Origin of the sequence: uncultured Winogradskyella sp. (genome assembly GCF_947496485.1) — a bacterium.
Lineage (GTDB): Bacteria > Bacteroidota > Bacteroidia > Flavobacteriales > Flavobacteriaceae > Winogradskyella.
In genome coordinates this window covers 100,494-126,256 of sequence record NZ_CANMCZ010000003.1, presented here as the reverse complement: position 1 = coordinate 126,256, position 25,763 = coordinate 100,494, and the positions used below count along the sequence as shown (strand labels likewise).

Genomic DNA, 25,763 nt, shown 5'->3' with positions numbered 1-25,763 from the left:
AAGGTTATAATTTTTAAGCATTTATAAATTGAAAATCAATATAACATATATTTCTGCAGTAGTATTACACTTATTTATTGGGTTTATAGTTTATCTCAATGAAGATTTAGCTAAGGTTTATTTCTTAGTTGCTTTTTCATTTTTTTTATATAGAATTGTCATATCACCGACGCATTTAAAGACATTTGAAGTATTAAAAGCTTGTGCTTACTTTGTAGGAGCAGAAGTACTTCTGAGGATGACCAAGGGAGCTTTTTCATATGAAGCAGGTAAGTATTTAGTAATAGGGTTTATGACTTTGGGTATGTTTTACAAAGGTATATCTGGTAATGCATATCCTTATTTTCTATATATATTATTGCTTGTACCCTCAATATTTGTTGCATCAACAACCTTGAGTTTTGATGCAAATTTCAGAACCAACATTGCCTTCGTGCTAAGTGGTCCTGTTTGCCTTGGTATAAGTGCATTGTTTTGTTATGAAAAAAGAATATCTAAAAAGCAAATGACTACTCTGTTGCTTTTTATTTTACTACCTATCATAGCCCATACCGTGTACATATATTTCTATAATCCAAGTGTAAAAGAAGTTCTTTCAGGAACTGGCTCTAATAGAGCATCTTCAGGTGGATGGGGAGCTAACCAAGTTGCAACAATATTAGGTCTAGGTATGTTTGTTATGGCAGTTCGATTGTTTGCTAAATCTTCAAGTGTGGGTTTAAAAGTATTAAATCTCATTATTTTTTCAGCTATTACATATCGAGCTGTTGTAACTTTTAGTAGAGGTGGTGTTATAACAGCTATTGCTACAATTATGGTATTTGTCTTTTTCTATTATACTAAAATTTCATCAAGAAAAAAGAGTGGTCTTCTCGTATGGTTCTTTATTTTTAGTATGGTTTTTGCTGGCACATGGGTTATTAGCTCTAGCCTAACGGAAGGCTATATTGATTTAAGGTATGCTAATAAGGATCATTTAGGAAGGGAAAAACAGGATATAACTACAGGCAGAGGTGAGCTTTTTGAAAAGGAGATTGATGGTTTTATATCCAATCCGTTTTTAGGTATTGGTTCGAGTAGAGCCAAGGACCAGCGTATTGAAATTGAAGGCCAAGGGGTAACATCACATAGTGAGGTCAGCAGAGTATTAGCAGAACATGGGATTTTCGGAGTAATTATCCTTTTAATATTAATTTTTAAGCCACTTGACATTAGGTCAAAAAACAGAAAGAACTATTATTTTTTTGCATTCCTTTGCTTCTGGTTTGCAACTATAAATCACTCCTCCATGCGATTAGCAGCACCAGCTTTTATTTATGCTTTAGCACTTTTAAACGTATATTATGAAAAACCTCCTTTATATAGGAAACAAATTAAATAATAGTAAAAGCAATCTGGCCGCAATAAGCATAATTGGTACTTTATTAGAGAAAGAAGGCTATAAATTGTACTATGCGTCTAGCTATAACAATAAAATTGTTAGACTAATGGATATGCTGTATGCATGTGTTAAGTATAGAAAAAAGGTAGATTATGTTATCATTGATACCTATAGTACTTTGAACTTTTATTTTGCTCTAAGTGTTAGTCAGTTGTGCAGATTATTAGGAGTCAATTATATAACAAGACTTAACGGAGGTAACTTACCAAGAAGATTAAAGAGCAACAGAAGAATGTCACATATGATTTTCAATAATGCCTATGTAAGTATATCTCCATCTTTATATCTCAAAGAAAAATTTAGTGAGTTTGGTTATAAAAACGTAAAATATATTCCAAACGCTTTAAACATAGATGAGTATCCGTTTTCGCACCGAGACTATGACGTACCAAAATTATTATGGGTGCGTTCGTTCTCAGAAATCTATAACCCAAAATTAGCAGTGAATGTTATGCAAAGTTTAATAGAATACTATCCTAATTCTGAACTTTGTATGGTAGGACCTGACTCAGATGGTTCACTTTCTGAGGTACAAGGCTTAGCCAATCAATTAAACTTAAATATTAGGTTTACAGGTAAGTTAAAAAAATCAGAGTGGATAGAACTTTCTAGATCATATAATATTTTTATCAATACAACAAATTACGATAACACGCCAGTCAGTGTAATGGAGGCTATGGCCTTAGGATTGCCTATAGTGTCAACAAACGTAGGTGGTATCCCATATTTGATAATTGATGAAGAAGAAGGTCTCCTAGTACCAAAGGAAAATGAAGAAGCGATGACAAAGGCAATTATGAAATTACAGAATGATGAAGGCCTTAGAAAAAAGTTAATTAAAAATGCACGCTATAAAGCTGAAAATTTTGATTGGAGCATAGTTAAGCAAAACTGGATTGAACTACTATCTTAAAAATAAATTATATTTACAGCACAGCTTTCCCTCACAATGACTAAAAAAAAAGGTATCCATTTCGAAGTTTCTGAACGCAAGATTCTACTTAGAATTGTCGACTTATTAATGGTTTTTCTTGGTGTTTACAGCTTAGGACTTTTTTTTGATTTCGAATATCTTCAGGTCAATACAGATAATATTGTTGCACTGATTCTTTTGGCTATATACATAACAATTTTTGGTACTATTTTCGAGCTCTACGATCTTCAAAAAGCAAGTAAGTTTGATACTTCTTTTAGGAATATTGTTATTACCACCTCTACAGTTGTATTATTTTATCTTTTAACACCAGTGCTGTCTCCGTATTTGCCTGTTGAGCGAATTCAAATAGTCTATTTCTATATGACTATTATTATATCTATTCTTTTATGGAGAGTAATTTATATCAATCTCATTGAGTCACCGCGTTTCTATAAAAGAGTGCTTTTAGTTGGAGAAGTTTCTAATATTGATGGTTTGTTGAATGCGCTCGGTCCATCTGATCCAAATTATAAAATAGTTGGCTTTATAAACAGCGAAACTTCAACTTCTGAATCAGTTAAGTATAAGGGATTAAAAGAATTTGGGGCTCATGAGTTTTTAGATACAATTGAAAAAGAGAAAATATCAGAAGTATTAGTAGCAAGTTTTAATACTGAAGCTATTATGGTAGAGGTTTATCATAATTTGATGCTTTTGTTAGAGCGAGGTTTTAAAATAAGAGATTATAGTCAAGTTTACGAAGAACAACTGCATAAAGTACCAATTCAATTTGTAGGTAAAGATTTTTATAAATATTTCCCTTTCAGTAGAAGTAATGAAAATAAACTATACATATTCTTTCAACGTGCTTCTGATATTGTTATTTCAGTTGTTGGTTTAGTATTTGGGGTATTACTACTGCCTTTTATAATACTTGGTAATTTATTTGGGAATAAAGGTCCTTTATTTTATTCTCAAGAACGTGTTGGAAAAAACAGTAAGCCGTTTAGAATTATAAAACTCAGAACCATGATTGTTAATGCTGAGAAAGATGGAGTAAAATGGGCAAAAAAAAATGATAAAAGAATTACAGCTTTTGGTAAGTTTTTAAGACGTTCCAGACTAGATGAAATTCCACAATTTTATAATGTTTTAAAAGGCGATATGAGTATTATAGGACCTAGACCAGAGCGTCCTTTCTTTGTGAATGAATTATCTCGAATCATCCCTTTTTATGAAACACGCCATATTATAAAACCAGGACTCACAGGTTGGGCTCAGGTGAAGACCAGATATGGATCCTCAATTGATGATAGTCTAACAAAACTTCAGTACGATTTATTCTATATTAAGCACAGAAGTATATTTTTAGATATTAATGTTTTTATAAAGACCTTTAGTACTATTTTGTACTATAGAGGTCAGTAAATTATACCGCTTTATAATACCTTAAAAGGTATAAGTATCTCATGAGCAAAGCAATTAGAAAAGGTATCAATCCTATTGCGTATATCTGTACGCCAATGATCCAGTGTAATGTTAATAAGCAGATTATAATAATCAAAAACTTTAAATAACCTCTAAACCAGTTTTTTATTTGAGGTCTGATTAGCTGACTAATAACTATTATGTTTAAAGGAAAAGCCCAAAGCAGGTTATAATTATATGCTGTAGCGGTATGATTAGTTGCAAACCATAGTAATATAAGCAATATACCAACAAGACCAGTTGCGCCAAATAATATAATGTCTAACCATGTACTTCTTGTATTATTTTTGTAATCTTTGAAGGTTATAAACAGCATTAATGCCGCTAACAATCCCATTATCATAAGTGGACTGAATATAAAACTTGAAGAAAAATCTCTTTTCTTTCCTTGAAAAATTAGAGATGAACTTTTCACTAAATTTTCTGAGGAATTAGTTTTTGCATTTTCAAAAAAAGTATAAATATATTTAGGTAAAAACATATGTTCAGTTGCAGTAGCCTTTCTATCAATGACAGAACCTAGTGCTATATCAATTCCGAAACTTCCCCAAGTATTTAGCCCTACATGCTCATGGATAAGTTCTCTAAACGTTTTGGATTCGAATTTTTCTGGTAAGGTAAATTCTACATCATTTTTTTTAGCAACTTTTGCTACATCTCTAATTCGAGTTGCACAATTATCATAAAAGAAATCGTACAAATACTTTCTGTTTTCTGGCTTATAATTATTTTCTAAATAGTCAAACAAGCTTTGTTTTTCCTCTATAGAAAGATTTAATACTTGTTCGGCTATTGTTCTATTGTAACTTTTATAATGAAACTGAAAATCAGAAAAGTTGTATCTGCTAATCAAATAATTCAACTTTCCTTGAGCAAATTTTAAATAGAAATTAGGAGCTTCGAAATCATATCCACCATAACCATAAGTTACATCGATTCCTAAACTTGTGTCTTGTATTCTAAACGCATTATGCCCGAAAGCATCATTTAAAGATTCTCCAGGTCCAACAGTTAGTATTGATACTTTTGATTTTGGTGATAGTTGAAATTGCTGAGCTGATGATGTAGCAATAGTAAGAAAGAAAACAAAAGAGATTAATTTTAGTTTCATAAACATCGCTATCTAAAGACACTAAAGTCTATTTTTAATGAAAACACATTCGAATATAAAGCAGCACTTTGGTCACCAATATCGGTAAATGCATAATCTATCTGAATACCTTTATATTTAAAACCTACGCCAAAATTGGGTTGAAAAGAAACTTGTTCAGAATTATCAATCTGAATTTCATTCTGAAAATTACCAGCTCCTGCTCTCAAAAAAACCAAATCAGTATAACCAAACTCAAAACCTAAAGCCGGATTAATACTCGCAAAAGATGTTGAGATGATATCATTATTTTCGGCAAATCTCACATTTAGATTTGCGGCAGCTAAAAGTGAATAATCATAATTAAAAATCCACTTTTTAGACATGCCTAATTGTAGTTTTGGTATAGTTATCTCTGTGGTCTCTGGCAATTCTTGGTTTTCACCATCAACGGCACCACTAATTTGTTCAAATTTTTCTTCGTCAATAGACCAAGCATTAAATGTCGTTGTAATGTCTCTGGCCATTAAACCAAATTTCCAATTGTTTTTGCCTTCAAACTGAATTCCTGCATCGAGCCCAAAACCCCAAGAAGACGCAAAATCACCAATAATTCGCCTTATGATTTTTGCGTTGACGCCAAAATTAAGACCATCTAAAGGTAATTTTCTCGCATAAGAAAAGGTTAAGCCATAATCTGCTGTAGAGAAGGTACTTATTCTATCGTAATTGATATTACCTTGGTCATCTATTAATTGTGTTGTATCTAAAATATCATCTACACCAAATCGAATAAGCGAAATCCCAACAGCACTTTTTTCATCTAAAGGCATACCATAAGCGATGTAATTGTAGTTGGCAATATTGGCAAAATAGCTGCTGTGCATTAAAGCGAGCTGATTATCTTCAAGGTGTACTAACCCTGCTGGATTCCAATATCCAGAATTTACGTCAGCAGTTTGTGACACAACAGCGTTACTCATGCCCAAAGCAGCAGCATCAACACCAATATTCATAAATTCGTTAGAATATTTTCTTGTGGTTTGAGCCGAGGCGATAAGCGTAGTAAGTGTTAAGAGAATTACATAGTAATTTTTCAACAGCAAAATTTTTACAAAGATGCACAATATTTTTCTATCTATTTAACTGTAAAAGTGGGTTCTTATTGTTTTCTTTTATGGCAATTTCAAAAAATAATAAGTATAGACTCAAATACTTTTCTATTTTTACAAAAATTAAGTTTATGAGTCTAAAACGACATATTCCTAATATTGTAACCCTTTTAAATTTATTTTCAGGTTGTATTGCAGTTATTTTTGCGGTCTATGGCAATTTTGTTGTAGCTACTGTATTTGTTTTTTTAGGTATATTTTTCGATTTTTTTGATGGTTTATTGGCAAGAAAACTTAATGTTCAGAGCCCACTCGGTATTCAGTTAGATTCATTGGCTGATTTAGTAACAAGTGGAGTAGTACCTGGGATTATAATGTTTAAGCTTATTTCCTTAACTGTAGATGCACCAGATTATTCTGCATATAATGATAGTTGGAATTCTATTTTCCATTGGCAAGGTTTTAAGTTATCTATATTACCGTTAATAGGCTTATTTATTCCTTTAGCATCTGCATATCGCTTGGCAAAATTTAATTTAGACGAAGATCAACAAACCTACTTTAAGGGATTACCGGTACCAGCAAATACATTAGTGATTCTGTCCTTGCCCTTAATTTTGGAGTATCAGAATAATGATATAATGAACGCTATAATTATTAATAAATGGTTTTTAATTGGCCTAACCCTTCTAAGCTGTTATTTATTAAATTCTAGCATAAAGCTATTTGCACTAAAATTTAAAGATTGGAGTTTTAGGACTAATGCAACACGTTATATATTTTTAATAATAAGTGTGGTGATGCTTATAATCTTTCATTTTGCAGCAATTCCGTTAGTTGTTGCATTATACATTATTCTATCGTTATTAGATAGAAAGAATATTCATTAAAATTCAATTACTAACAACTTACTAAACTATGGCTCAAGTTCTTTTTACATTATTGATGCTTGTTATACTGCAAGCGGTTCTAGGTTTTGACAATCTGCTTTACATTTCCTTAGAATCAAAAAAAGCACCTTTAGATCAACAAAAACGAGTTAGAAAAATAGGTATTCTAATTGCTATTGTGCTTAGGATTGTCCTTCTATTTGTTTTGGTATCCGTTATAGACTATTTTCAGGAACCTTTTTCGTTCTTAACAGGTGAAATTGAAAATGTCTTCAAGTTTGCTTTTAATGGACATAGCATCATTGTGTTAGTTGGTGGTGGTTTTATTATTTATACTGCGATAAAAGAAATATGGCATATGATATCTACGTCAGATCTGAATCATGATGTTGAAGGGGATTCAAAGCGTAATAAATCTGCTAATGCTGTAATTACAAGTATTGTGATTATGAATTTGGTTTTCTCTTTTGATTCTATTTTAGCAGCTATAGGCTTAACCAATGAAATAGAAAACGCAACCACGGCATTTATAGTTATGGCAGTTGCCATTGTGGCTAGTGGTTTATTGATGTTGTTAATGGCTGATAAGATTTCTGTATTCTTAGCCAAAAATAGAATGTATGAAGTATTAGGTTTATTTATTTTATTTATAGTTGGTATAATGCTAGTGACTGAAGGAGGTCACTTAGCGCATCTTAAAATCTTTGGAAACGAGATTGTACCAATGAGTAAAACAACTTTTTATTTTGTTATTGTAGTATTGGTCATTGTAGATATCGTTCAAGGTCGTTATCAAAAAAAATTAATAAAAGAACAAATTAGCGACAATAATTCCCATTGATTATATGAAAGATATTAAGTTCCCAATAAAATTTAGTTTTAATATTACCACTCTGTCTAACGATTTTACAGCTACTGATGCTTCAGGAAAGACAGTTGCATTTGTAAAACAAAAGATGTTTAAACTAAAAGAAGACATCAGCATTTTTGATAATCAACATAAAACAAATCTGGAGTACAAGATTAATGCAGACAAATGGATAGATTTTTCTGCAGCATATAGTTTTAAAGATTCTGAGGGAAAAGAAATCGGAAAAATTGCCAGAAAAGGATGGGCTTCTATATGGAAAGCTCATTACGAGATCATAGATCAGCATCAAAAACTACAATATCATATTAGAGAAGAAAATGCTTGGGTTAAAGTATTAGATTCTGTTTTGGGTCAAATTCCAATTTTAGGGGGATTTACAGGTTATTTATTTAACCCTTCTTACATCATTACGGACTTAAAAAATCAAAATATTGTAAGAATGAAAAAAGAACCTTCATTCTTTGGCAGAAAGTTTGTGCTAAACGAGCTAAAGCCCATTGACTTAGATGATAAAGAAAGGATAATTCTTGGGTTTATGATGATGGTTCTGTTAGAAAGAAGACGAGGTTAAAACTCCAATTTCTTCTTACGAAGCTCAAAATTCTGACCTAAATAAACCTTACGAACCATTGCGTCACTAGCTAATTCTTCAGGTTTCCCAGCTTTAAGAATGTTACCTTCAAACATTAAATAGGTTCTATCCGTAATCGCTAAAGTTTCTTGTACGTTATGGTCAGTAATTAAAATACCAATATTCTTTTTAGTGAGTTTAGCAATAATTCGCTGAATGTCTTCTACAGCCACAGGATCAACACCTGCAAATGGTTCATCTAAAAGTATAAAATTAGGGTCTGTTGCTAAAGCACGAGCAATTTCGGTTCGTCGTCGTTCTCCACCAGATAATAAATCACCTCTATTGGTTCTGATATGCCCTAAACCAAATTCTTCAATAAGAGACTCCATTTTGTCTTCCTGTTCTTTTTTACTTAATTTGGTGAGTTGTAAAACACTCAGAATATTATCTTCAATACTCAATTTTCTAAATACAGAGGCTTCTTGTGCCAAATAACCAATACCGTTTTGAGCACGTTTGTACATAGGATATTTAGTGATGTTGGTGTCGTCTAAAAAGATATTTCCACCGTTAGGTTTAATAATGCCAACAATCATATAAAACGATGTGGTTTTACCAGCACCATTAGGTCCAAGTAAACCAACAATTTCTCCTTGGTTAACTTCTAAGGAAACATCCTTTACTACTTTTCGACCACTATAGGCCTTCATTAAATGTTCTGCTCGTAACTTCATATTTTTTCTAAGAACGCTCAATTTAATAAAATCATATAGATTCTATTCGCTTTGGCGGTCATTTATTAAAAGTTTAACCTTGCGAATAGTGTTCCTCTAAAGCTTCCCAATATTCGTGAGCGCGTCTTAAATGCGGAATTACGATAGTACCACCAACTAAGGTAGCTATGCATAAAGCTTCGCTAACTTCTTCTTTAGATAAGCCTTCTTTATAAGAAGATTCTAAATGATATTTTACGCAATCATCGCAACGTAATACAGTCGAAGCCACCAAACCTAATAGCTCTTTAGTTTTTTTATCTAAAACTCCCTCTCCTTCTTTAAAAGCATTCGTGTCTAGATTAAAAATGCGCTTTATAATTTTATTATTATCAGCTAAAATTTTATCATTCATTTTAGCACGGTAATCATTGAATTCTTGTACTGTATCTGACATAGATTAAGACTTAACTTTTTATTTTTTACTTTTTCTTGAAGATTTTCGATTTTGATTTCTTACTACGACACCCGAAATAAAAATACTTACTTGATATAATAATAATATTGGAATAGCTACAATAATCTGACTTGTAATATCTGGTGGAGTAATCACTGCAGATAAAATGAGAACTATAACAAGGGCATATTTTCTATATTTTCTCAAAAATTTTGGTGTTACTAAACCTATCTTGGTTAAAAAGTAGACAATGATAGGTAGCTCAAACACAAAACCAGAAGCCAAAGAAGATGATCTAACAATTGAATTATAAGAACTTAAATCGAAAGCATTTGAGACTTCTTCTGCAAAGGTATAATTAGTTAAAAAGTTTAAGGATAATGGGGTTATCACATAATACCCAAAAGCAACACCCAAAAAGAAAAGCAAGGATGCAATAAAAATAAACCCTCTTGAACTCTTACGCTCATTATCTTGTAAACCAGGACTTATAAAACTCCACAATTGATATAGTACATAGGGGAAAGCAATGACTAAGCCTGCATAAATAGATGTCCAAATATGTGCAGAAAATTGACCACCAACTGACCTAACTTCAATTACAAATGGTAACTCACTGGCACAAAACGACATATCCATACCAAAGAACTTAGATACTTTGCAAAGCCCAACATAAGTTGGAAAGTCCATGTGCTTTGGCGCCATTATAATGCCAACGATAAAATCTTTAAAAATAAAAGCTAAAGTAGCTGCTATGACTATACTAACTACAGATCGTATTAAATGCCATCTTAAATCTTCTAGATGATCTAAAAAGGACATCTCATCAATATTCTTTTTTGCCATTATATAATGCCTTCTTTTATTAAATCATGAAGATGAACCACTCCAGAATATTTACCATCATTTTCTACCAACAATTGAGAAATACCAAACTCTTCCATGACCTCTTTAGCATCAACGGCCATAGCATCTTCAGCAATTCGTCTTGGATTCTTACTCATTATGTCTTTAGCTTTTAAACCAGTAATATCATCGCTTTTACTCAGCATACGCCTCAAATCACCGTCTGTAATAATACCTATAATTTTATTATTATCAACTACCGCAGTTACACCAAGCATTTTTTCTGTTATTTCTACAATGACTTCTTTTAATGTGGTTTCAAGACTTACTTGTGGTTTTTGATTTTGAGAGGATAAATCATTCACTCGTAAATATAGGCGTTTACCAAGTGCACCTCCAGGATGATATTTGGCAAAATCCTTACTTGAAAACCCTCGTAATTCCAATAAGCAAATAGCTAATGCATCTCCTATAACCAATTGTGCAGTTGTACTTGTTGTAGGAGCTAAATTATTCGGACATGCTTCTTGTTCTACATAAGTATTCAAAATAAAATCGGCTTGCTGACCTAAAAATGATTCAATATTGCCAGTAATAGCAATCATTTTATTGTTAGCATTTTTAATTAGAGGTACTAATACTTTTATTTCTGGAGTATTTCCGCTTTTAGATATACAGATTACAACATCATCTTTAAGAATTAATCCAAGATCACCATGAATAGCATCTGCAGCATGCATAAAAATAGCAGGTGTACCAGTAGAGTTTAAGGTCGCTACTATTTTATTAGCAATAATGGCACTTTTACCAATACCAGTAATAATAACGCGCCCTTTAGAGTTGTAGATCAATTCTACGGCTTTGGCAAAATCTTCAGTTAATAAATCTGATAAATGATTTATGGCTTTACTCTCTAGTTTTATGGTGCTTTTCGCAGTGTTTAAAATGGATTGCGTAGTGTTCAAAACTTATTTTTTATTGAGTTTTTTAGATATAAAGAATTTGTTATCTTTAAACTTGTTGCAAATGTATATAAAATAGTAATAGGGATTAATGAGTATTGCAGAAATTGACTTACACGCTTCACTAAAAAAATACTTTGGATTTTCAGGATTTAAAGGTCTCCAAGAAGAAGTTATAGAAAACGTTGTTGAAGGAAATAACACGTTTGTTATTATGCCCACTGGAGGTGGAAAATCATTATGTTATCAACTACCAGCTTTAATTAAAGAAGGTACAGCTATTGTGGTGTCTCCACTTATAGCCTTAATGAAAAATCAAGTGGATGCCATAAGAGCCGTATCCGAACACGAAGGTGTGGCCCACGTTTTAAATTCGTCATTGAATAAAACCGAAGTAAAGCGTGTTAAAGATGATATTACCAATGGGATTACTAAATTACTATATGTAGCTCCAGAATCGTTGACCAAAGAAGAATATGTAGAGTTTCTAAGAACGGTCAAAATTTCTTTTATGGCTGTTGATGAAGCGCACTGTATTAGTGAATGGGGACACGATTTTAGACCAGAATACAGAAATCTTAAAACGATTATTAAACGCATTGGCGACGATATACCTATCGTCGGATTAACGGCTACGGCAACACCAAAGGTGCAAGAAGATATTTTGAAGAGTTTAGGAATGCCTGATGCGGTGACTTTTAAAGCTTCATTTAACAGGCCAAACTTATATTACGAGGTACGACCAAAAACAAAGAATGTAGATGCTGATATTATTCGTTTTATAAAACAGAATGAAGGGAAATCTGGTATTGTATACTGTTTAAGTCGTAAACGTGTTGAAGAGTTAGCGCAAGCACTTCAAGTCAATGGAATTAAAGCAGTGCCTTATCATGCAGGTTTAGATGCAAAAACAAGAGTGAAACATCAAGATATGTTCTTAATGGAAGACACAGATGTTGTGGTGGCAACAATTGCCTTTGGAATGGGAATTGACAAACCAGATGTGCGTTTTGTAATTCATCACGATATTCCAAAAAGTATAGAAAGTTATTATCAAGAAACAGGTCGTGCTGGTCGTGATGGAGGTGAAGGACATTGTTTGGCATATTATGCTTATAAAGATATTGAAAAGCTAGAAAAATTTATGTCTGGTAAACCTGTCGCTGAGCAAGAAATTGGGCATGCATTGCTACAAGAAGTAGTAGCTTTTGCAGAGACTTCTGTCTCAAGACGTAAGTTTATACTTCATTATTTTGGAGAAGAATTCGATAATGAAACTGGTGAGGGAGGTGATATGGACGATAATGTTCGTAATCCTAAAAAGCAAGTTGAAGCTAAGGACGATGTAAAAACACTTTTAGATACAGTAGATAAAACCAACGAAAAATATAAAGCTAAGGATTTAGTCCAAGTTCTTATTGGTAATTCTAATGCTTTAATTTCTTCACACAAAACAGATACACAAAAGTTCTTTGGAGTAGGTAAAGATAAAGACAAACGCTATTGGATGGCATTAATTCGTCAGGTATTAGTTGCTGGTTATTTAAAGAAAGATATTGAAACATATGGTGTTTTACGTCTAAGTCCTAGTGGTAAACAATTCATTAAAAATCCGCAATCATTTATGATGGCAGAAGACCATGTGTTTGATGAAGAGTCTAATGATGGTATTGTGACCAATACTAAGGGTGGAGGTGTGGCTGCAGACGAAAAATTAATGGTAATGCTCAAAGACTTGCGAAAACGTAATGCGAAAAGTTTAGGTGTGCCACCATTTGTAATTTTTCAAGATCCTTCATTAGAAGACATGGCATTAAAATATCCTGTAAATATTGAAGAGTTATCTAATGTACATGGTGTAGGTGAGAGCAAAGCAAAAAAATATGGAAAAGATTTTGTTGCTTTAATTGCTGATTATGTTGAAGAAAATGATATTATGCGACCAGATGATATGGTTGTAAAATCTACAGGGTCTAATTCTGCATTAAAGCTCTATATTATTCAAAATGTAGATAGAAAACTAAGGTTAGACGAGCTAGCTTCAGCTAAAGGTATGGAAATGCCTGCTTTTATAAAGGAAATGGAATCTATAGTATTTTCTGGAACTAAGTTAAATATCAATTATTGGATTGATGAAATTTTAGACGAAGATCAACAGGAAGAAATTCATGACTATTTTATGGAAACTGAAAGCGATAAAATAGACGACGCTATTGAAGAATTTGATGGTGAGTATGATGATGAAGAATTACGTTTGTATCGTATTAAGTTTATGAGTGAAGTGGCTAATTAAATAATGTAATTGCTCCTTATAATTCTAAAATTTTAATGAAATATTTTTGTTTAGATGGTTAGTCCTAATAAACTAAAAGATTCTAGCATAGAACTTATTCAATCTGCTTCTAATGAATATCTTTTATTAGTTCCAGGCTATCGAAGTAGCTGGAGTATAAGTACTTTTTTTCGTTTTTTGTTATTTGGAGGTTCAATTGCAATTATAGGGTTTTTATTAAGCAGAGCATCTGAAATAGTTCCTATTGTTCTCTTAATCGTTTTCCTTATTATCACCATAATTCTCACTATAGTATTTCATACCAAAACTAAAATTCAATTTTCAGAGGAATATGTAAGAATAAGATATGGTTGGTTGCCATATACTAGAAAGCGTAAAACAAAAAATTTTAGTCACGTAAAGGTAGAATATAATGATCCTGGTTCTAGCGATTCTGCAGCTGGAGGGTTTAACTATGTTGTGATGGTATTTTCTAATCAGTTGAATATAAAGATAATGATGGATCAACTCTCAAGAGCTGAAAGGGATTTTTTAACAGGAAGGCTAAATTATCTGAAATCGAAGTTTGCCAATAATCAATACATTGTTTAATACTATAATGCATTATTCTTCTCCATCAGAAACCACATATTTTGTAAATAAAATATTTTGTTTCTTAAGTTTTAGTTCAACACTATTAGGTTTTCTATTTTCCAATTGTTTAATATCACTTTCTTCAATCTGAAAATCAATTTTTGTAACACTTCTCCCTTTGATATCAGAATATTCAGATTCAAATTCTAATGTATCTGAGTCTAGCTTCATTTCAAGGTCATTACCTATAAAAAAGAGTGATGCGCCAGTCTTAGATTTCACATGTAATTGACCAACAATAACAGTCTGAAAAAAGAAATAACCACCTAATTCATTCAATCCGGCAAACAGGACATTATTTTCAGCTACTCCATAAGGTCTGTTTTCAACATCTCTGATAATTGCTTCAACTGTATCACCAGATTGTGATTTGACTTCAGGTGTTTTAGACCCAAGAAGTTTTGATAAAGAAAATGCCATGAAATTTTAATTTTGGTAAAATTAGCTTTAATAAATCAATTCTGAAAAAACTTCTTTTGCCTTTCTTTAAAGTTTTATGATTAAATAGACTTCTAACCTTATCTGTATAAAGTAAAGTGTCCGACAAATTCCCTGTCTATGGTGTCATTGGTTTTAACAACGTACCAGTAATCTCCAGTAGGTAATTCTTGACCGTTATATCTGCCATCCCAAGTTCCACCAACACGATAACTGGCGACTTTGCGACCGTATCTATCAAAAATATCGAATGTAAGGTTAGGATAGTTTTCAGTACATCCTGGTGCCCACGTGTCGTATTCGCCATCTCCATTTGGAGTAAACCAATTAGGAATACAGATATCTATAAACTCCAACTCAATTTGAGCCGTAGCAAAACAGCCACTACTATCTGTTACTGTGACTGTATGAATACCAGATTCAGTTATAATAAAATTATTTTCATTGCCGTAATCCTCTCCATCCATTGTGTACTTATAATCACCTGTTCCACCAGAAGCATTGGCTATAATTTCATTAAGATCGCCATTTGCAAGAGAAAGTGTTACAGTATCATAACTTCCAATATCAAAGAAGTCGGTAATTTGAATACAGCCATTAGTATGTCTTACTTCTATATAATGATCTGTACCAATAGGAATATTATTGAACACATTACTAGCTTGGTATGGTCCGCCATCAAGTGAATAATCTAAATCAGAAAGATCTGTAATAGAATCATCTACACTCACAGTCACAATACTTATGCTATTGTTATCATCACAAGCTGTTTCAACTATAACTTCAGGATTGATACTAACAGATTCAGGGAATGTAATATTCCATTCAGATTCACAACCTTCAGCGTCCCTTATATAGACAATATGGTCACCACCTGCTAAATTTGTGAAATCAAATTCTGTTTGTGTTGCAGTTCCTGTAGTGTAAATACCATTGTAGTCATCTAAACTTACACTATACGGGAGGGTACCGCCTGAAATAGCAATACTAAATTCACCATTCTGATCACCTGCACATACCTCTGGAAAAATTGAATCTGAAATAATACTAATAATAACAAGCTCTGGTTCAGAAACGATGAAATCGAAAGTTAAAAAACACCCGAGTTCATCCTGAACAATTAACTCATAGTTACCAGGTGCTAAATTTTCAAAAACATTAGTTTCAAAGAATTGATTTAACTGTGGTGATATCGCATATCTTATATTCCCTGTTCCGCCTGTTGTGGTAATTTCAACAGAACCGTTATTTTGACTACTACATGTGACGTTGTTAACTACTATTGCAGCATCTAAAGGTGCCGATGGCTCCGTAATACTAATTGGTGCTGAGGTAATACTACAATCTCCACTTTCTACAAGTACAATATAGTCACCAGCGAATAATTCTGTAAAATATCCAGGACTATCTTGCGTTGCAGTAATAGTGCTGCCAGATCCATCCTGTAAGGTGTAAATATAGTCTCCCAGTCCACCTAATGCTGATGCGGATATAGAACCATTGTTATCTCCAGAACAATTGATATAAAGATTTGAAGTCTCAAGAGTCACTGTTAATTCTGGTAATGGCTCTATGGTTATTTCGTTAGAAGCATTAGTTATACAACCATTGGTATCTCTGACATAATAAGAGTAAGTACCATTTGGAACAGAGAATGTAGTAGAGGATGAAAATGTACCTAGTATATTTGAAAAACTAGGATCGTCACTATAGGTATAGGAACCGGTTCCACCAGTTGCACTAAGTGTTAATGTAGATTCGTTTAAGCAGGTTTGAGCTGTTGCTTTTACTAAACTCACTTCTATTGGTGTTGGTTCACTAATGATAATATCTAAAGATAAAAATTCACAATCATAACCATCTTTGATGATAACCGAATATGTCCCAGCTCCCAAGTTTTGAAAAACATTAGATAGCTGAGGTCCAGAAGAACTTGCAATTGGTGAAATTGTATTTAAAGTATAGCTATAGTTGCTTCCTTGTCCACCAGTAACATTACTTACTGTAATATTTGCGTTTTGATCTCCAAAACAGGCCAGTGTAGTCATATTAGCTGCAAATGTTGCATTAATAGGTGTTGGTGCATCAAGAGTTATAGTTTCTGAAACAATACACCCACCAGCATCTCTTACATTGACAGTATAAGATCCAGCAGATAAGCCTGTGAATGTGTTTTCTGAAGAGTACCCAACAATGGCATCACCAGTTAATTCGTATTCAAAACTTCCCCAGCCACCTGAAGCAACAGCCGAAATAGTACCTTCATTATCATTACAAGTTACGTTTGAAGTTTCAGAAATTGTAAGTGCTAATGCCTCGATAGGTGAAGCAATAACAACATCTGATGTGTTACTACAAAAAGGTATTTCAGTTTCGGTAATAACCACTGTAAAAGTTCCTGCTTCAATACCTGTAACAGTTTGTGGGTTTGAAGACGTAATTGCATTTACTAAGCCCGTAACTGATGTGTTAGAGCTATCAAAGACTTCATAGGTATAAGTTCCTGTATAATTTGTGATATCAATATCTAACGAACCTGAGTTATCACCAAAACAAGTCACCTCTGTAGGAGTTAATATAAAACTCGGAATCGTAGCTTCGGGCAATGATATTGTCACTTCTTTAGTACAAGACGTAACTATGTCGGTAACTGTAATATTATACAGTCCTGAAGGTACTCCAGAAAATACATTGCTACTAAGACTAATGGACGCTGGATTTGGTGAGATACTATAATTGAATGTTCCAGAACCACCTGTTGTTGTTAGTGTTATTTCACCATCATCATTATTACATGTTGGTATTACTGTGGCCTCAGGTGTCGTAAAAAGGGGAGCGACGATATCCACAGAGATGAGGTTTCCACAACCACTAGCATCTTGTATTTCTATGGTATGCACTCCTGAAAATAAATTTGGAATTGTAAATGGTGCTGTCATGATCTGTAATACACCTCCATCAATACTATAGCTGTATGGAGGAACTCCTGCAGTATCTAAAGTCACATCAATTTCATAATTGCCCTCTGTTGCTGTACACTGATTATTTACAACTGCAGAGATTACGGGTATTGGATCCGTAGGAACGATAGTTAATGGACTAGAAATAATACATCCATAAGCATCAATAGTATATACATAATAGTCACCAGCATCAACATTAAATACACTATCAAATGTCCAATTTGTATCTGAAGCCGTTGGAGCAGTAGCGCTAGTTGAAATTTGATACTGATATGGTGCTGTACCGTTCTGTGCAATAGCGCTAACGACGCCGGAAGTTGGACTACAATTAGCACTTTGATCAACTGAGACAAATAAATCTAGAGGTATCGCTGATTCAGTAATATTGAATGTTTCTGTAATAATACCACAGCCAGCATTAGCTCCAAAGGTCTCGATAATATTTACAAAATAGTTTCCGAATGCTAATGGACCCAAATCAGACACATTTAATGTACCGTTAGCAGGTATAGTTCCAGTACCTATTATTCCTGTGGAAGTAAAGCTTAAAGAATCAAAAATTTCGTAACTCACATCTATAGAATTGCTAGAACCATTATTTATCACGAATGAAACATTTCCATCGGCACTTCCAGTACAGGTGATGTTGTTTGAGGTTAAAGCGGTCGCAGTTAAAGTAGAGTTTGTTGGTATTGGTGTTGTTGCTGGTTCATAATAGCTACAATTAGTAGATTGATCATAGACAATAAACGTATAAATTACGCCAGGTGTTAGACCAGTAAAGGTTGCCGATTGACTCCCTGGAGAATCTTCTGGTATCCAAGATCCTAATGGGTTAGGATATATCGAAGTTGGACCTTGATAAATGCTAAAGAAGAATGGACCAGTACTCACCAATGTAGATCCAATGCTTACAACAGCTTCGCCGCCAGTAACACAATCTACGATTGATGAAACGTCTATGTCTAAATCGGTTGGAGGTGATGCGACAAGCACATCCTGTATTAGGAGAGAACAGCCATTAGCATCTACAATATTTATTTGATATAATCCAAAATCAACAACATCAAAACTTACAGAAGTCGAACCTGTTGTATTGAGCTCAGAATTAGAGTATCCATTAGTTCCTGTAACAAAATAATTATATGGTGCAGTACCACCTGCAACAGAATTTACAATCACAGAACCTTGGGAAGCACCACCTGAATCACAGGTAATATCGACGGCATCGTAATCGACTATAATTGGATTCGGTTCATTAATTGTTATAGTTTCAGTAGCTGTACATGATTTTGAATCTGTTAGCGTCACAGTATATGTTCCGGCTGGTAGTCCTGAGGTTTGCATGCCAAAATCTGTACTTGTAGTGTCGTTAGTTACATTAATTTCAAATGGAGGTGTTCCAACAGACGTATCAATTGTGATTTCTATAGCTCCGTTGCTATCTCCATTACAAAGTATAGATTGACTTTCTGCTACTAAACTTAAAGCGGGAGGTGATAACGGCTGTAGGATAAGTTCAGATGATTCTGCAATACAGCCATTGGCATCTGTGATTTGAAATTGATACGTTCCATTGTTGGAGGTGGTATACGTAAAAGGTGTGCCTGTTGTTCCTAAATCGGTATAGGATCCACCGTTAAAAGAGACAGCATACGTATATGGTGCAGTTCCTGTAATAGTTCCTGTAAAAATAGCATCTGGTGATGCTGAACAATCCAAAATTTCGGTTAAAACTACATTTAATGTAGGTGTTGGAATTGGATCGATAGTATAAGATTCGCTATAGGTACAGTCATTTTCATCTTTAACTTGAAACGTATAGGTGCCTGGTTCTAAACCTGAAAACAATGTCGAAAATTGATAAGACGTTACAGCTGTACTTGGAGCAATGATTTGATATTCTAAATTACCAGTACCACCAGTTGTTGATGTAATTGTGATATTAGCAGTATTCGTTGGACATGTAACCGTTGAGCTGTCGAATTCTAAATCTGTTGGTGGATCTAAGACATCGATTACAATGTCATTGGTTATTGAGGTACAATCGTTATCATCTCTAATTATAATGGTATAAGAGCCTTGATCTAGATCACTAAAGGTGTTACTTGTTTGAAAGTTAATGCCATCAATACTATAATCATAAGGAGCATCGCCACCAGATACAGAGGTTACTGTAATAGTACCTAAGTTTAAACATGAATAGGGTGTCGTTAATTCAGCAGTTCCTGATATCGCAGCATTTGCTGTAATGGTGTCTGTTTGTGGATCTGTCAAACAAACAGAGTTACCTATGCTATATTGAAGTATTACAGTGTAGTCGCCAGCCGTAAGTCCATTAAATACGTTTGAATTTAAAAATGTAGCGCCGTTATCAATACTATATTGAATACTAGAACCATAAGCATTCGTAACATTGACCGTTAATGTTCCTGTATCTCCTGGCTCTCCGCACAGAATAGTATTTGTTGAAATAGTAAACTCAGGTTCTGGTATGCCATCTACGATAATAGAAGTACTTGCGCTACAGTTGTTGGTATCTACAACCGTTATATTATAAGTTCCTGCTGCTGTCACTTCATATTCAGGAAAAGTCTGAAAATCTGAGGTACTATTTATATAATAGAAGTAAGGTGGTGTTCCTCCTTCTGGATAAATGGTAATTTCACCATTATCACATGTTAGAGGTACTGTAATTGCAGCTGTTACACTAAGTAATGGAGGCTCTATAATTTCAATGGTCTCTGTGTAAATACAGCCATCATCTGTACTAGCATTAATTGTATAAATACCTGCATTCAAAGCATTAAATTCGTAATTACTACTGTTTGTAGGTCCGACGTTATTCACCAGTGTACTTCCTTGATATATGCTAAAATAGTACTGAGGAAGTGCATTATTAACTGCTAAATTTATGCTTCCAAATTCGCCATGACAATCGGGTTGGGTAATAGTTGTAGTTACGGTAAAATTCCGCTCTTGAACATGAACATTTGGAGTTTCAAAAATACAAGGATTGGTGTCTACGCCGATTTGTCGAATATAAATTATGTAATATCCAGCGCTATTTACAGCAAAAATAGGGCTTGGTTGATAATTGGTACCATCAATACTGTACTCATATCCACTTGGTACTCCATTTACTGTTATTTGACCAGAAGTATCACAAATGATATCTTGAGCAACTGCAGTAGGGTTTAACAAATTTTGATAAACATTAAAGTAAAAGATACTGAAACATCCTCCAGGATAATTGATAACTAGTCTAAATTGACCTGCGGTATTGGCTATATAATCTGGTCCAGTAGCTATTTGATTCCAGTTACAGGTATCATTTTCATTAGCACATTCTGAATTTGAAACTGCCGGACAGCTATTTTCGTCTAGTTGTTCCCAAATAATGGAAGCTGCATCACTAATCCCAGTTAAAATAGTTCTCGTATCATTAGCGCCACATAAAAATATATTTGGTAATGGCTTGCCATCGTTAGGGCAAATCACAACTTCATCTGCAAAAGGAATAATTGGGTTGGTTTGTGTTTCGCCATATAAGACAACATTTATGATTTCTTCGATAGAGATACAATTGGTATCAGTAGTATTTGTAACATAATAGGTTCCAGGTTCGGTGGCAGTATAAATTTGATTTGTCCCAATGATGGGAGATCCCGTTGGACTGTTTGACCAAGAATAAGAATCATAACCATCAGCTGCTTCTATATCGATACTTGTTCCGCATAGTACTTCATCCCGTTCAAAATTACAGTTTGAAATATCTACCAGAAAATTTGTTGGTTGAGGCACCCCAAAGCACTCCTCTTTGGTATAACTGCCTTCATCATTAATCGCAATACCACTAAGAGCACCTTCGTAATCGCCAAAAGCTTGGTTAGAAATTTCGTTAGAACAAGCTTGACTTAAGTCGTAACAGTTCAATACGACTTGCACAGCAATTCTAATGACAAATTCAGGATCTCCAAATTCAACGGATTCATCAGGTATCGAAAATACTATCGTATTAGTTGCGGGATCATAAGATTGTAAAGTCGCACCTCCTGAATTACTTAAATCGAAATCTGTTGCTGGATCAAAAATTACATTATCCGGTAAAACATCCGTTATAGTAAAGTTTGTGACGTCTTCATTGCCTGTATTTTGATAACTTATTTCATAAAATAAATTTTGTCCTAGTATTACAGTATCACCATTTATTTCATTCCCAAATTCATCTTCAACAATTTTGACAAGCGTAATTTCAGGGGAGATAATATCCACTGCAAAGGCACTAAAGAATGAGAATAGAGGATCTGCTTGACCACGTGCAACTTGAAGGGTGAAAGACGCAGAAGTGTCGCTATGTCTTACATATTCAGGTTCAGAATTTAAAACTTCTAAATAACCTGTGTCATAGCCCAAGGTGTTAGTTCCTAAAGGGTTTCTTGGGAGCACGATTCCATTATTATTTTCAATTACGGCTCCAAAAAACTTATTTGCGGGCCGTAAAGGTGTTGTAACTTCTTTATTATTTATTTCGAGTTTTGTGGCTCTATTATTTTTATCTCCATCCAATACAGCATAAGCAAACTGTAAATCAATATGTCCAGCAGGAGGTGTTGTAAATCCGGAAACAGGAATCTCTTCATAATGATCGTTATAAATATGACTAAATCCATCAAAAGTAGTGAACGACTTCATATGTAGAGCCTGATCTTCGTAAATAACAATTAAAGTCCATCCTGCAGATAGCCCAGTGGAAAAATTGGTGCCTTGGCTCGAAATAACATTTGCAACGCTATAAGTACCTTCTATATCGGTTAATCCATTTAATAAGTCCGTTACATCAGCGTATGCTGCATAAGGTGTATTTCCTGGTTCTCCATTTTCAGAAATTATCGGGTTAGCAATAGCGTCATAAATTAATTCACCCGTTATATCTAAATAAGAAGTACTACTCGGTAATTTAAATTTTACATTACTAATACCTGTTCGATCACCATCTTGTAGTATAGATCCCCAATATAAGCCTGCATATGCTACTCCGTAACAAGTGGTTGAGCTACCGTCATCATGTAACGGTAATACGATATCTGCACTACTTGAGTTAAATGTAGTAGGATCACCATCAATATCTATATATTGCATTGAAATATCTTGGTTATCTATGGAATTATCATTTCCGGGCAGATTGTCTTTCCCAAGAATATTATTTCCAATAACCATCATACTGCCTTTTGTTTCTATTTGTTTTCTAATAGTAAAAGGCTCGTATGTTTGGGCGTAGCCCAGAATACTTAATAGTAAAAGAAAAACTGTAAGTATTATCCCTTTTTTATAGTTGATCGTTTGCATGGTCAATAGCTTAAATAGTTGTGCCATTTTTCGAGCACGTTCAAAAAGATTAATCAATAGTCTTATGTTTAAAATTGGTCAATCTCCTAGCGCAAATATAAAATTATATCGACAAAACGCTAATAATTTTCGATGAAATACATTATTTTATATTATAAAGTAGCTTTTTACTTACTTTTATTCAAATTATATTTCACATAGTTTTATGCAGAAAATAGTTTATTTGAGTTTTTACTCTGAATATTTATCGATTAGCTAACTAAGGGATATACATAAAATAAATTCCAATCACTAAAATCCTAATCCAATGGTTTTATTTAAGTCTCAGTTTTCAATACTATTTACTTTTATATCCATGAAAATTCTTGACTTCTCTCTGAAATTCGGTATAAAAACTTCAAGTCTTCGGTATTGGGTCAATCTTCAAACTTCATACTTCAAACTTCCAACTCAGTTCACTATCTTTGCAGCCTTAAACAAAAGATAAAACAATGCAAGACGGTTTATACGCAAAGTTCAACACATCGAAAGGTGAGATATTAGTGAATTTAGAGTTTGAAAAAACTCCAGGAACAGTAGGTAATTTTGTGGCATTAGCAGAAGGGAATTTAGAGAATTCTGTGAAACCACAAGGAACTCCTTATTATGATGGATTACAATTCCATAGAGTCATTCCAGATTTTATGATTCAAGGCGGTTGCCCACAAGGTACAGGTACTGGTAATCCAGGTTATAAGTTTGATGATGAATTTCATCCAGATTTAAAACATGACGGTCCTGGTGTATTAGCGATGGCAAATGCTGGTCCTGGTACTAATGGTAGTCAGTTTTACATTACACATATTGCAACAGATTGGTTAGATGGTAAACATACTGTTTTTGGTAATGTAATTGAAGGACAAGATGTTGTTGATGCTGTTGCTCAAGGCGATACTATTGAAAGTTTAGAAATTATAAGACAGGGAGGTGCTGCCGAAAACTTTAATGCTATTGAGGCTTTTAGAACTTTTGAAGGTTCTCGCGAAAAGCGCATCGCGGCAGAACGTGAAGCTGCAAGAGCAGAGTTAGATAAATTAGCTGCTGGATTCGAAGAAACCGAAACAGGTTTGCGTTACCAAATCCTTCAAAAAGGGAATGGTAAAAAAGCTGAAAAAGGAAATACAGTTTCCGTACATTATAAAGGTCAATTGGCTGACGGAACAGTTTTCGATTCATCTTACAAAAGAAATTCACCTTTAGATTTTCAAGTTGGAGTAGGTCAAGTAATTCCAGGATGGGATGAAGGTATTTGTTTATTGAATGTAGGCGATAAAGCACGATTAGTTATTCCTAGTGATTTGGGATATGGTGCCGCTGGCGCAGGAGGTGTAATTCCACCTAATGCAACATTAGTATTCGATGTGGAATTGATGGATGTGAATTCCTAAGGTTTTTAAAATATAAGTAACAAATTTTAAATAAAATCGTCTCACTTATAGTGAGACTTTTTTTTGCTCATAACCGAACCAATCCTTTATCAAAATGAAACTAAAAACATATCTTTTCGCACTAACATTATCTTTAACGATTTTTAGTTGTTCTAATAATGTTGAATACTCTGAAGCATTTAAAAAAGAAACGGCTGGGAGTTATCTTTACAATCAGGATGATTTAATTGAAGTTTATTATGAGAATGATAAACTCTTTCTAAATTGGAGAGGAGGGAAAATTGAACCTGTAGCCATAGCCGAAAATGAATTTTTTGTAGCAGACATGTATAAGAAATTTTGGTTTGTTCAACATCCAGAAACTAAAGAGCGTTATTTATCTGTACTTCCAGAGGATGATAATGGTAAAATTACCTATGATTATTTAAAAGCACCAAAAGATTATAAAACACCTAGTTTACATTTAAGGGAAGGTAACTACGAAAAAGCACTTGCTGGTTATTTAGAAATAAAGAAGCAAGACTCAACGAGCATATTTATAAGGGAGTGGGATTTTAATAGTATGGGTTACAAGCATATAAGAAAGCATGAATATAAAAAAGCACTTGGTGTTTTAAAATTAAACGCTGCATTGCATCCTAATAGTGCTAATGTTTATGATAGTTTAGCTGAAGCTTATTTATTAAATGGTGATAGTTTAGAAGCTTATCAAAACTATGAGAAAACACTTGAGATTTATTCTGCAAATAAACGTGCAAAAGCGTATGTTGATGCTTATAAATCTAAAGTACAATAGTTAAAAGATTATAAGTTTTCTAGACTAGTTTTCTTTTTTAGAAAGAAAATTCCTAAATTGGAACAATGCAAAGTATAAAACAAACCAACCTATATACCGAAGTTCTTAAGGAAATGAACTACAAATTTGGTAATGTCTTTATTTTTGATGGCTTTGTTGTTTCTGAAATAAATGAAGGTGTTAGTTTTTCTTGGGAATACCATGCGCAACCAATAGTAAAAGATGTTACCGACTTTACCAAATGCGATGGAAACGATTTAGTGTATATATCCCATAGAATAAACTCATATTCTGTTGTACCAACAGATTGGCTTAAATTCTTCAGGAATAGTTTCGATTTAAAGGGTTATGGTATCGTTGGATATTCTAGTGTTAGCTTTGTAAATACTGTTATTGAAAACTTGTTCTTTAAAAAGAAAATTAGACGTTTTAATAGCATAGATTCTGCAGTAGATTGGGCTAAAAGCTTTGAGTTAGTTGAGGTTGAGAATAATAATGACTAGT

At 33.6% G+C, this 25,763-nt stretch carries 19 protein-coding genes; 11 read left to right on the top strand and 8 right to left on the bottom strand.

Translation table 11 applies throughout. The features are described from left to right. Positions 1-28 precede the first annotated feature (28 nt). Genes Q0822_RS10900 through Q0822_RS10890 form a run of 3 tightly spaced genes read left to right on the top strand, consistent with a single transcriptional unit; the run spans position 29 to position 3,785 of the window. A complete protein-coding gene (locus Q0822_RS10900) occupies positions 29-1,381 on the top strand; it encodes an O-antigen ligase family protein (RefSeq protein ID WP_299123513.1) in 1,353 nt (450 codons plus the stop codon). Then, complete coding sequence (locus tag Q0822_RS10895) at positions 1,344-2,354, top strand: glycosyltransferase family 4 protein (protein ID WP_299123511.1); 1,011 nt, start codon at positions 1,344-1,346, stop codon at positions 2,352-2,354. The genes Q0822_RS10900 and Q0822_RS10895 overlap by 38 nt, the downstream gene beginning before the upstream one ends. Before the next feature lie 36 nt (positions 2,355-2,390). Further along, positions 2,391-3,785 (top strand): sugar transferase, encoded by a 1,395-nt coding sequence (locus tag Q0822_RS10890; protein ID WP_299123509.1) that lies wholly within the window; start codon positions 2,391-2,393, stop codon positions 3,783-3,785. Position 3,786: 1 nt separating this feature from the next. Here the strand turns inward: Q0822_RS10890 and Q0822_RS10885 are convergent, their stop codons facing one another. Further along, positions 3,787-4,956 (bottom strand): DUF4105 domain-containing protein, encoded by a 1,170-nt coding sequence (locus tag Q0822_RS10885; RefSeq protein WP_299123507.1) that lies wholly within the window; start codon positions 4,954-4,956, stop codon positions 3,787-3,789. Between the two features lie 8 nt (positions 4,957-4,964). Further along, the gene (locus tag Q0822_RS10880) at positions 4,965-6,035 is read right to left on the bottom strand and encodes a PorV/PorQ family protein (RefSeq protein WP_299123505.1); all 1,071 of its coding nucleotides are present in this window, start codon (positions 6,033-6,035) and stop codon (positions 4,965-4,967) included. A 143-nt stretch (positions 6,036-6,178) separates the two neighbouring features. Between Q0822_RS10880 and Q0822_RS10875 the strand changes: the two genes are divergently transcribed. Genes Q0822_RS10875 through Q0822_RS10865 form a run of 3 tightly spaced genes read left to right on the top strand, consistent with a single transcriptional unit; the run spans position 6,179 to position 8,379 of the window. Beyond that, entirely contained in the window at positions 6,179-6,937 is a 759-nt protein-coding gene (locus Q0822_RS10875; RefSeq protein ID WP_299123503.1) for a CDP-alcohol phosphatidyltransferase family protein, read from the top strand. Between the two features lie 28 nt (positions 6,938-6,965). Next, positions 6,966-7,778 carry a tellurium resistance protein TerC gene (locus tag Q0822_RS10870; RefSeq protein ID WP_299123502.1) on the top strand — a complete coding sequence of 271 codons (813 nt, stop codon included), beginning with the start codon at positions 6,966-6,968 and terminating at the stop codon, positions 7,776-7,778. Positions 7,779-7,782: 4 nt separating this feature from the next. After that, the gene (locus tag Q0822_RS10865; RefSeq protein WP_299123501.1) at positions 7,783-8,379 is read left to right on the top strand and encodes a hypothetical protein; all 597 of its coding nucleotides are present in this window, start codon (positions 7,783-7,785) and stop codon (positions 8,377-8,379) included. On the opposite strand, the gene lptB is transcribed toward Q0822_RS10865, so the two are convergent. The 4 genes from lptB to Q0822_RS10845 all read right to left on the bottom strand — a co-directional run bounded on the left by lptB (position 8,376) and on the right by Q0822_RS10845 (position 11,363). Next, positions 8,376-9,116 carry an LPS export ABC transporter ATP-binding protein gene (lptB, locus tag Q0822_RS10860; RefSeq protein ID WP_299123498.1) on the bottom strand — a complete coding sequence of 247 codons (741 nt, stop codon included), beginning with the start codon at positions 9,114-9,116 and terminating at the stop codon, positions 8,376-8,378. The two genes, Q0822_RS10865 and lptB, sit on opposite strands and share 4 nt — an antisense overlap. 73 nt (positions 9,117-9,189) lie before the next feature. Further along, the gene (locus Q0822_RS10855) at positions 9,190-9,552 is read right to left on the bottom strand and encodes a carboxymuconolactone decarboxylase family protein (RefSeq protein ID WP_299123496.1); all 363 of its coding nucleotides are present in this window, start codon (positions 9,550-9,552) and stop codon (positions 9,190-9,192) included. An 18-nt stretch (positions 9,553-9,570) separates the two neighbouring features. Then, entirely contained in the window at positions 9,571-10,398 is an 828-nt protein-coding gene (gene tatC, locus Q0822_RS10850) for a twin-arginine translocase subunit TatC (RefSeq protein WP_299123493.1), read from the bottom strand. Next, positions 10,398-11,363, bottom strand: coding sequence for a KpsF/GutQ family sugar-phosphate isomerase (locus Q0822_RS10845; RefSeq protein WP_299123490.1), 966 nt, complete (start codon positions 11,361-11,363; stop codon positions 10,398-10,400). The genes tatC and Q0822_RS10845 overlap by 1 nt, the downstream gene beginning before the upstream one ends. Before the next feature lie 88 nt (positions 11,364-11,451). Here Q0822_RS10845 and recQ point away from each other — a divergent pair, with 88 nt between their 5' ends. After that, complete coding sequence (gene recQ, locus Q0822_RS10840; protein ID WP_299123487.1) at positions 11,452-13,653, top strand: DNA helicase RecQ; 2,202 nt, start codon at positions 11,452-11,454, stop codon at positions 13,651-13,653. Positions 13,654-13,707: 54 nt separating this feature from the next. Continuing rightward, on the top strand, positions 13,708-14,244 hold the full coding sequence (locus Q0822_RS10835) for a hypothetical protein (protein ID WP_299123484.1): 537 nt from the start codon (positions 13,708-13,710) through the stop codon (positions 14,242-14,244). A gap of 12 nt (positions 14,245-14,256) precedes the next feature. Here the strand turns inward: Q0822_RS10835 and Q0822_RS10830 are convergent, their stop codons facing one another. Together Q0822_RS10830 and Q0822_RS10825 are read right to left on the bottom strand one after the other, a co-directional pair. Next, positions 14,257-14,706 carry a hypothetical protein gene (locus Q0822_RS10830; RefSeq protein WP_299123480.1) on the bottom strand — a complete coding sequence of 150 codons (450 nt, stop codon included), beginning with the start codon at positions 14,704-14,706 and terminating at the stop codon, positions 14,257-14,259. Between the two features lie 98 nt (positions 14,707-14,804). Beyond that, entirely contained in the window at positions 14,805-23,093 is an 8,289-nt protein-coding gene (locus Q0822_RS10825) for a T9SS type B sorting domain-containing protein (protein ID WP_299123478.1), read from the bottom strand. A 434-nt stretch (positions 23,094-23,527) separates the two neighbouring features. On the opposite strand from Q0822_RS10825, the gene Q0822_RS10820 reads away from it, so the two are divergent. From Q0822_RS10820 to Q0822_RS10810, 3 genes are all read left to right on the top strand, one after another. Beyond that, positions 23,528-24,463 (top strand): peptidylprolyl isomerase, encoded by a 936-nt coding sequence (locus Q0822_RS10820; RefSeq protein ID WP_299123476.1) that lies wholly within the window; start codon positions 23,528-23,530, stop codon positions 24,461-24,463. A 94-nt stretch (positions 24,464-24,557) separates the two neighbouring features. Beyond that, positions 24,558-25,259, top strand: a complete 702-nt coding sequence (locus Q0822_RS10815; RefSeq protein ID WP_299123474.1) for a tetratricopeptide repeat protein — start codon at positions 24,558-24,560, stop codon at positions 25,257-25,259. 65 nt (positions 25,260-25,324) lie between these two features. Next, a complete protein-coding gene (locus tag Q0822_RS10810) occupies positions 25,325-25,762 on the top strand; it encodes a hypothetical protein (RefSeq protein WP_299123472.1) in 438 nt (145 codons plus the stop codon). Position 25,763: the final 1 nt, after the last annotated feature.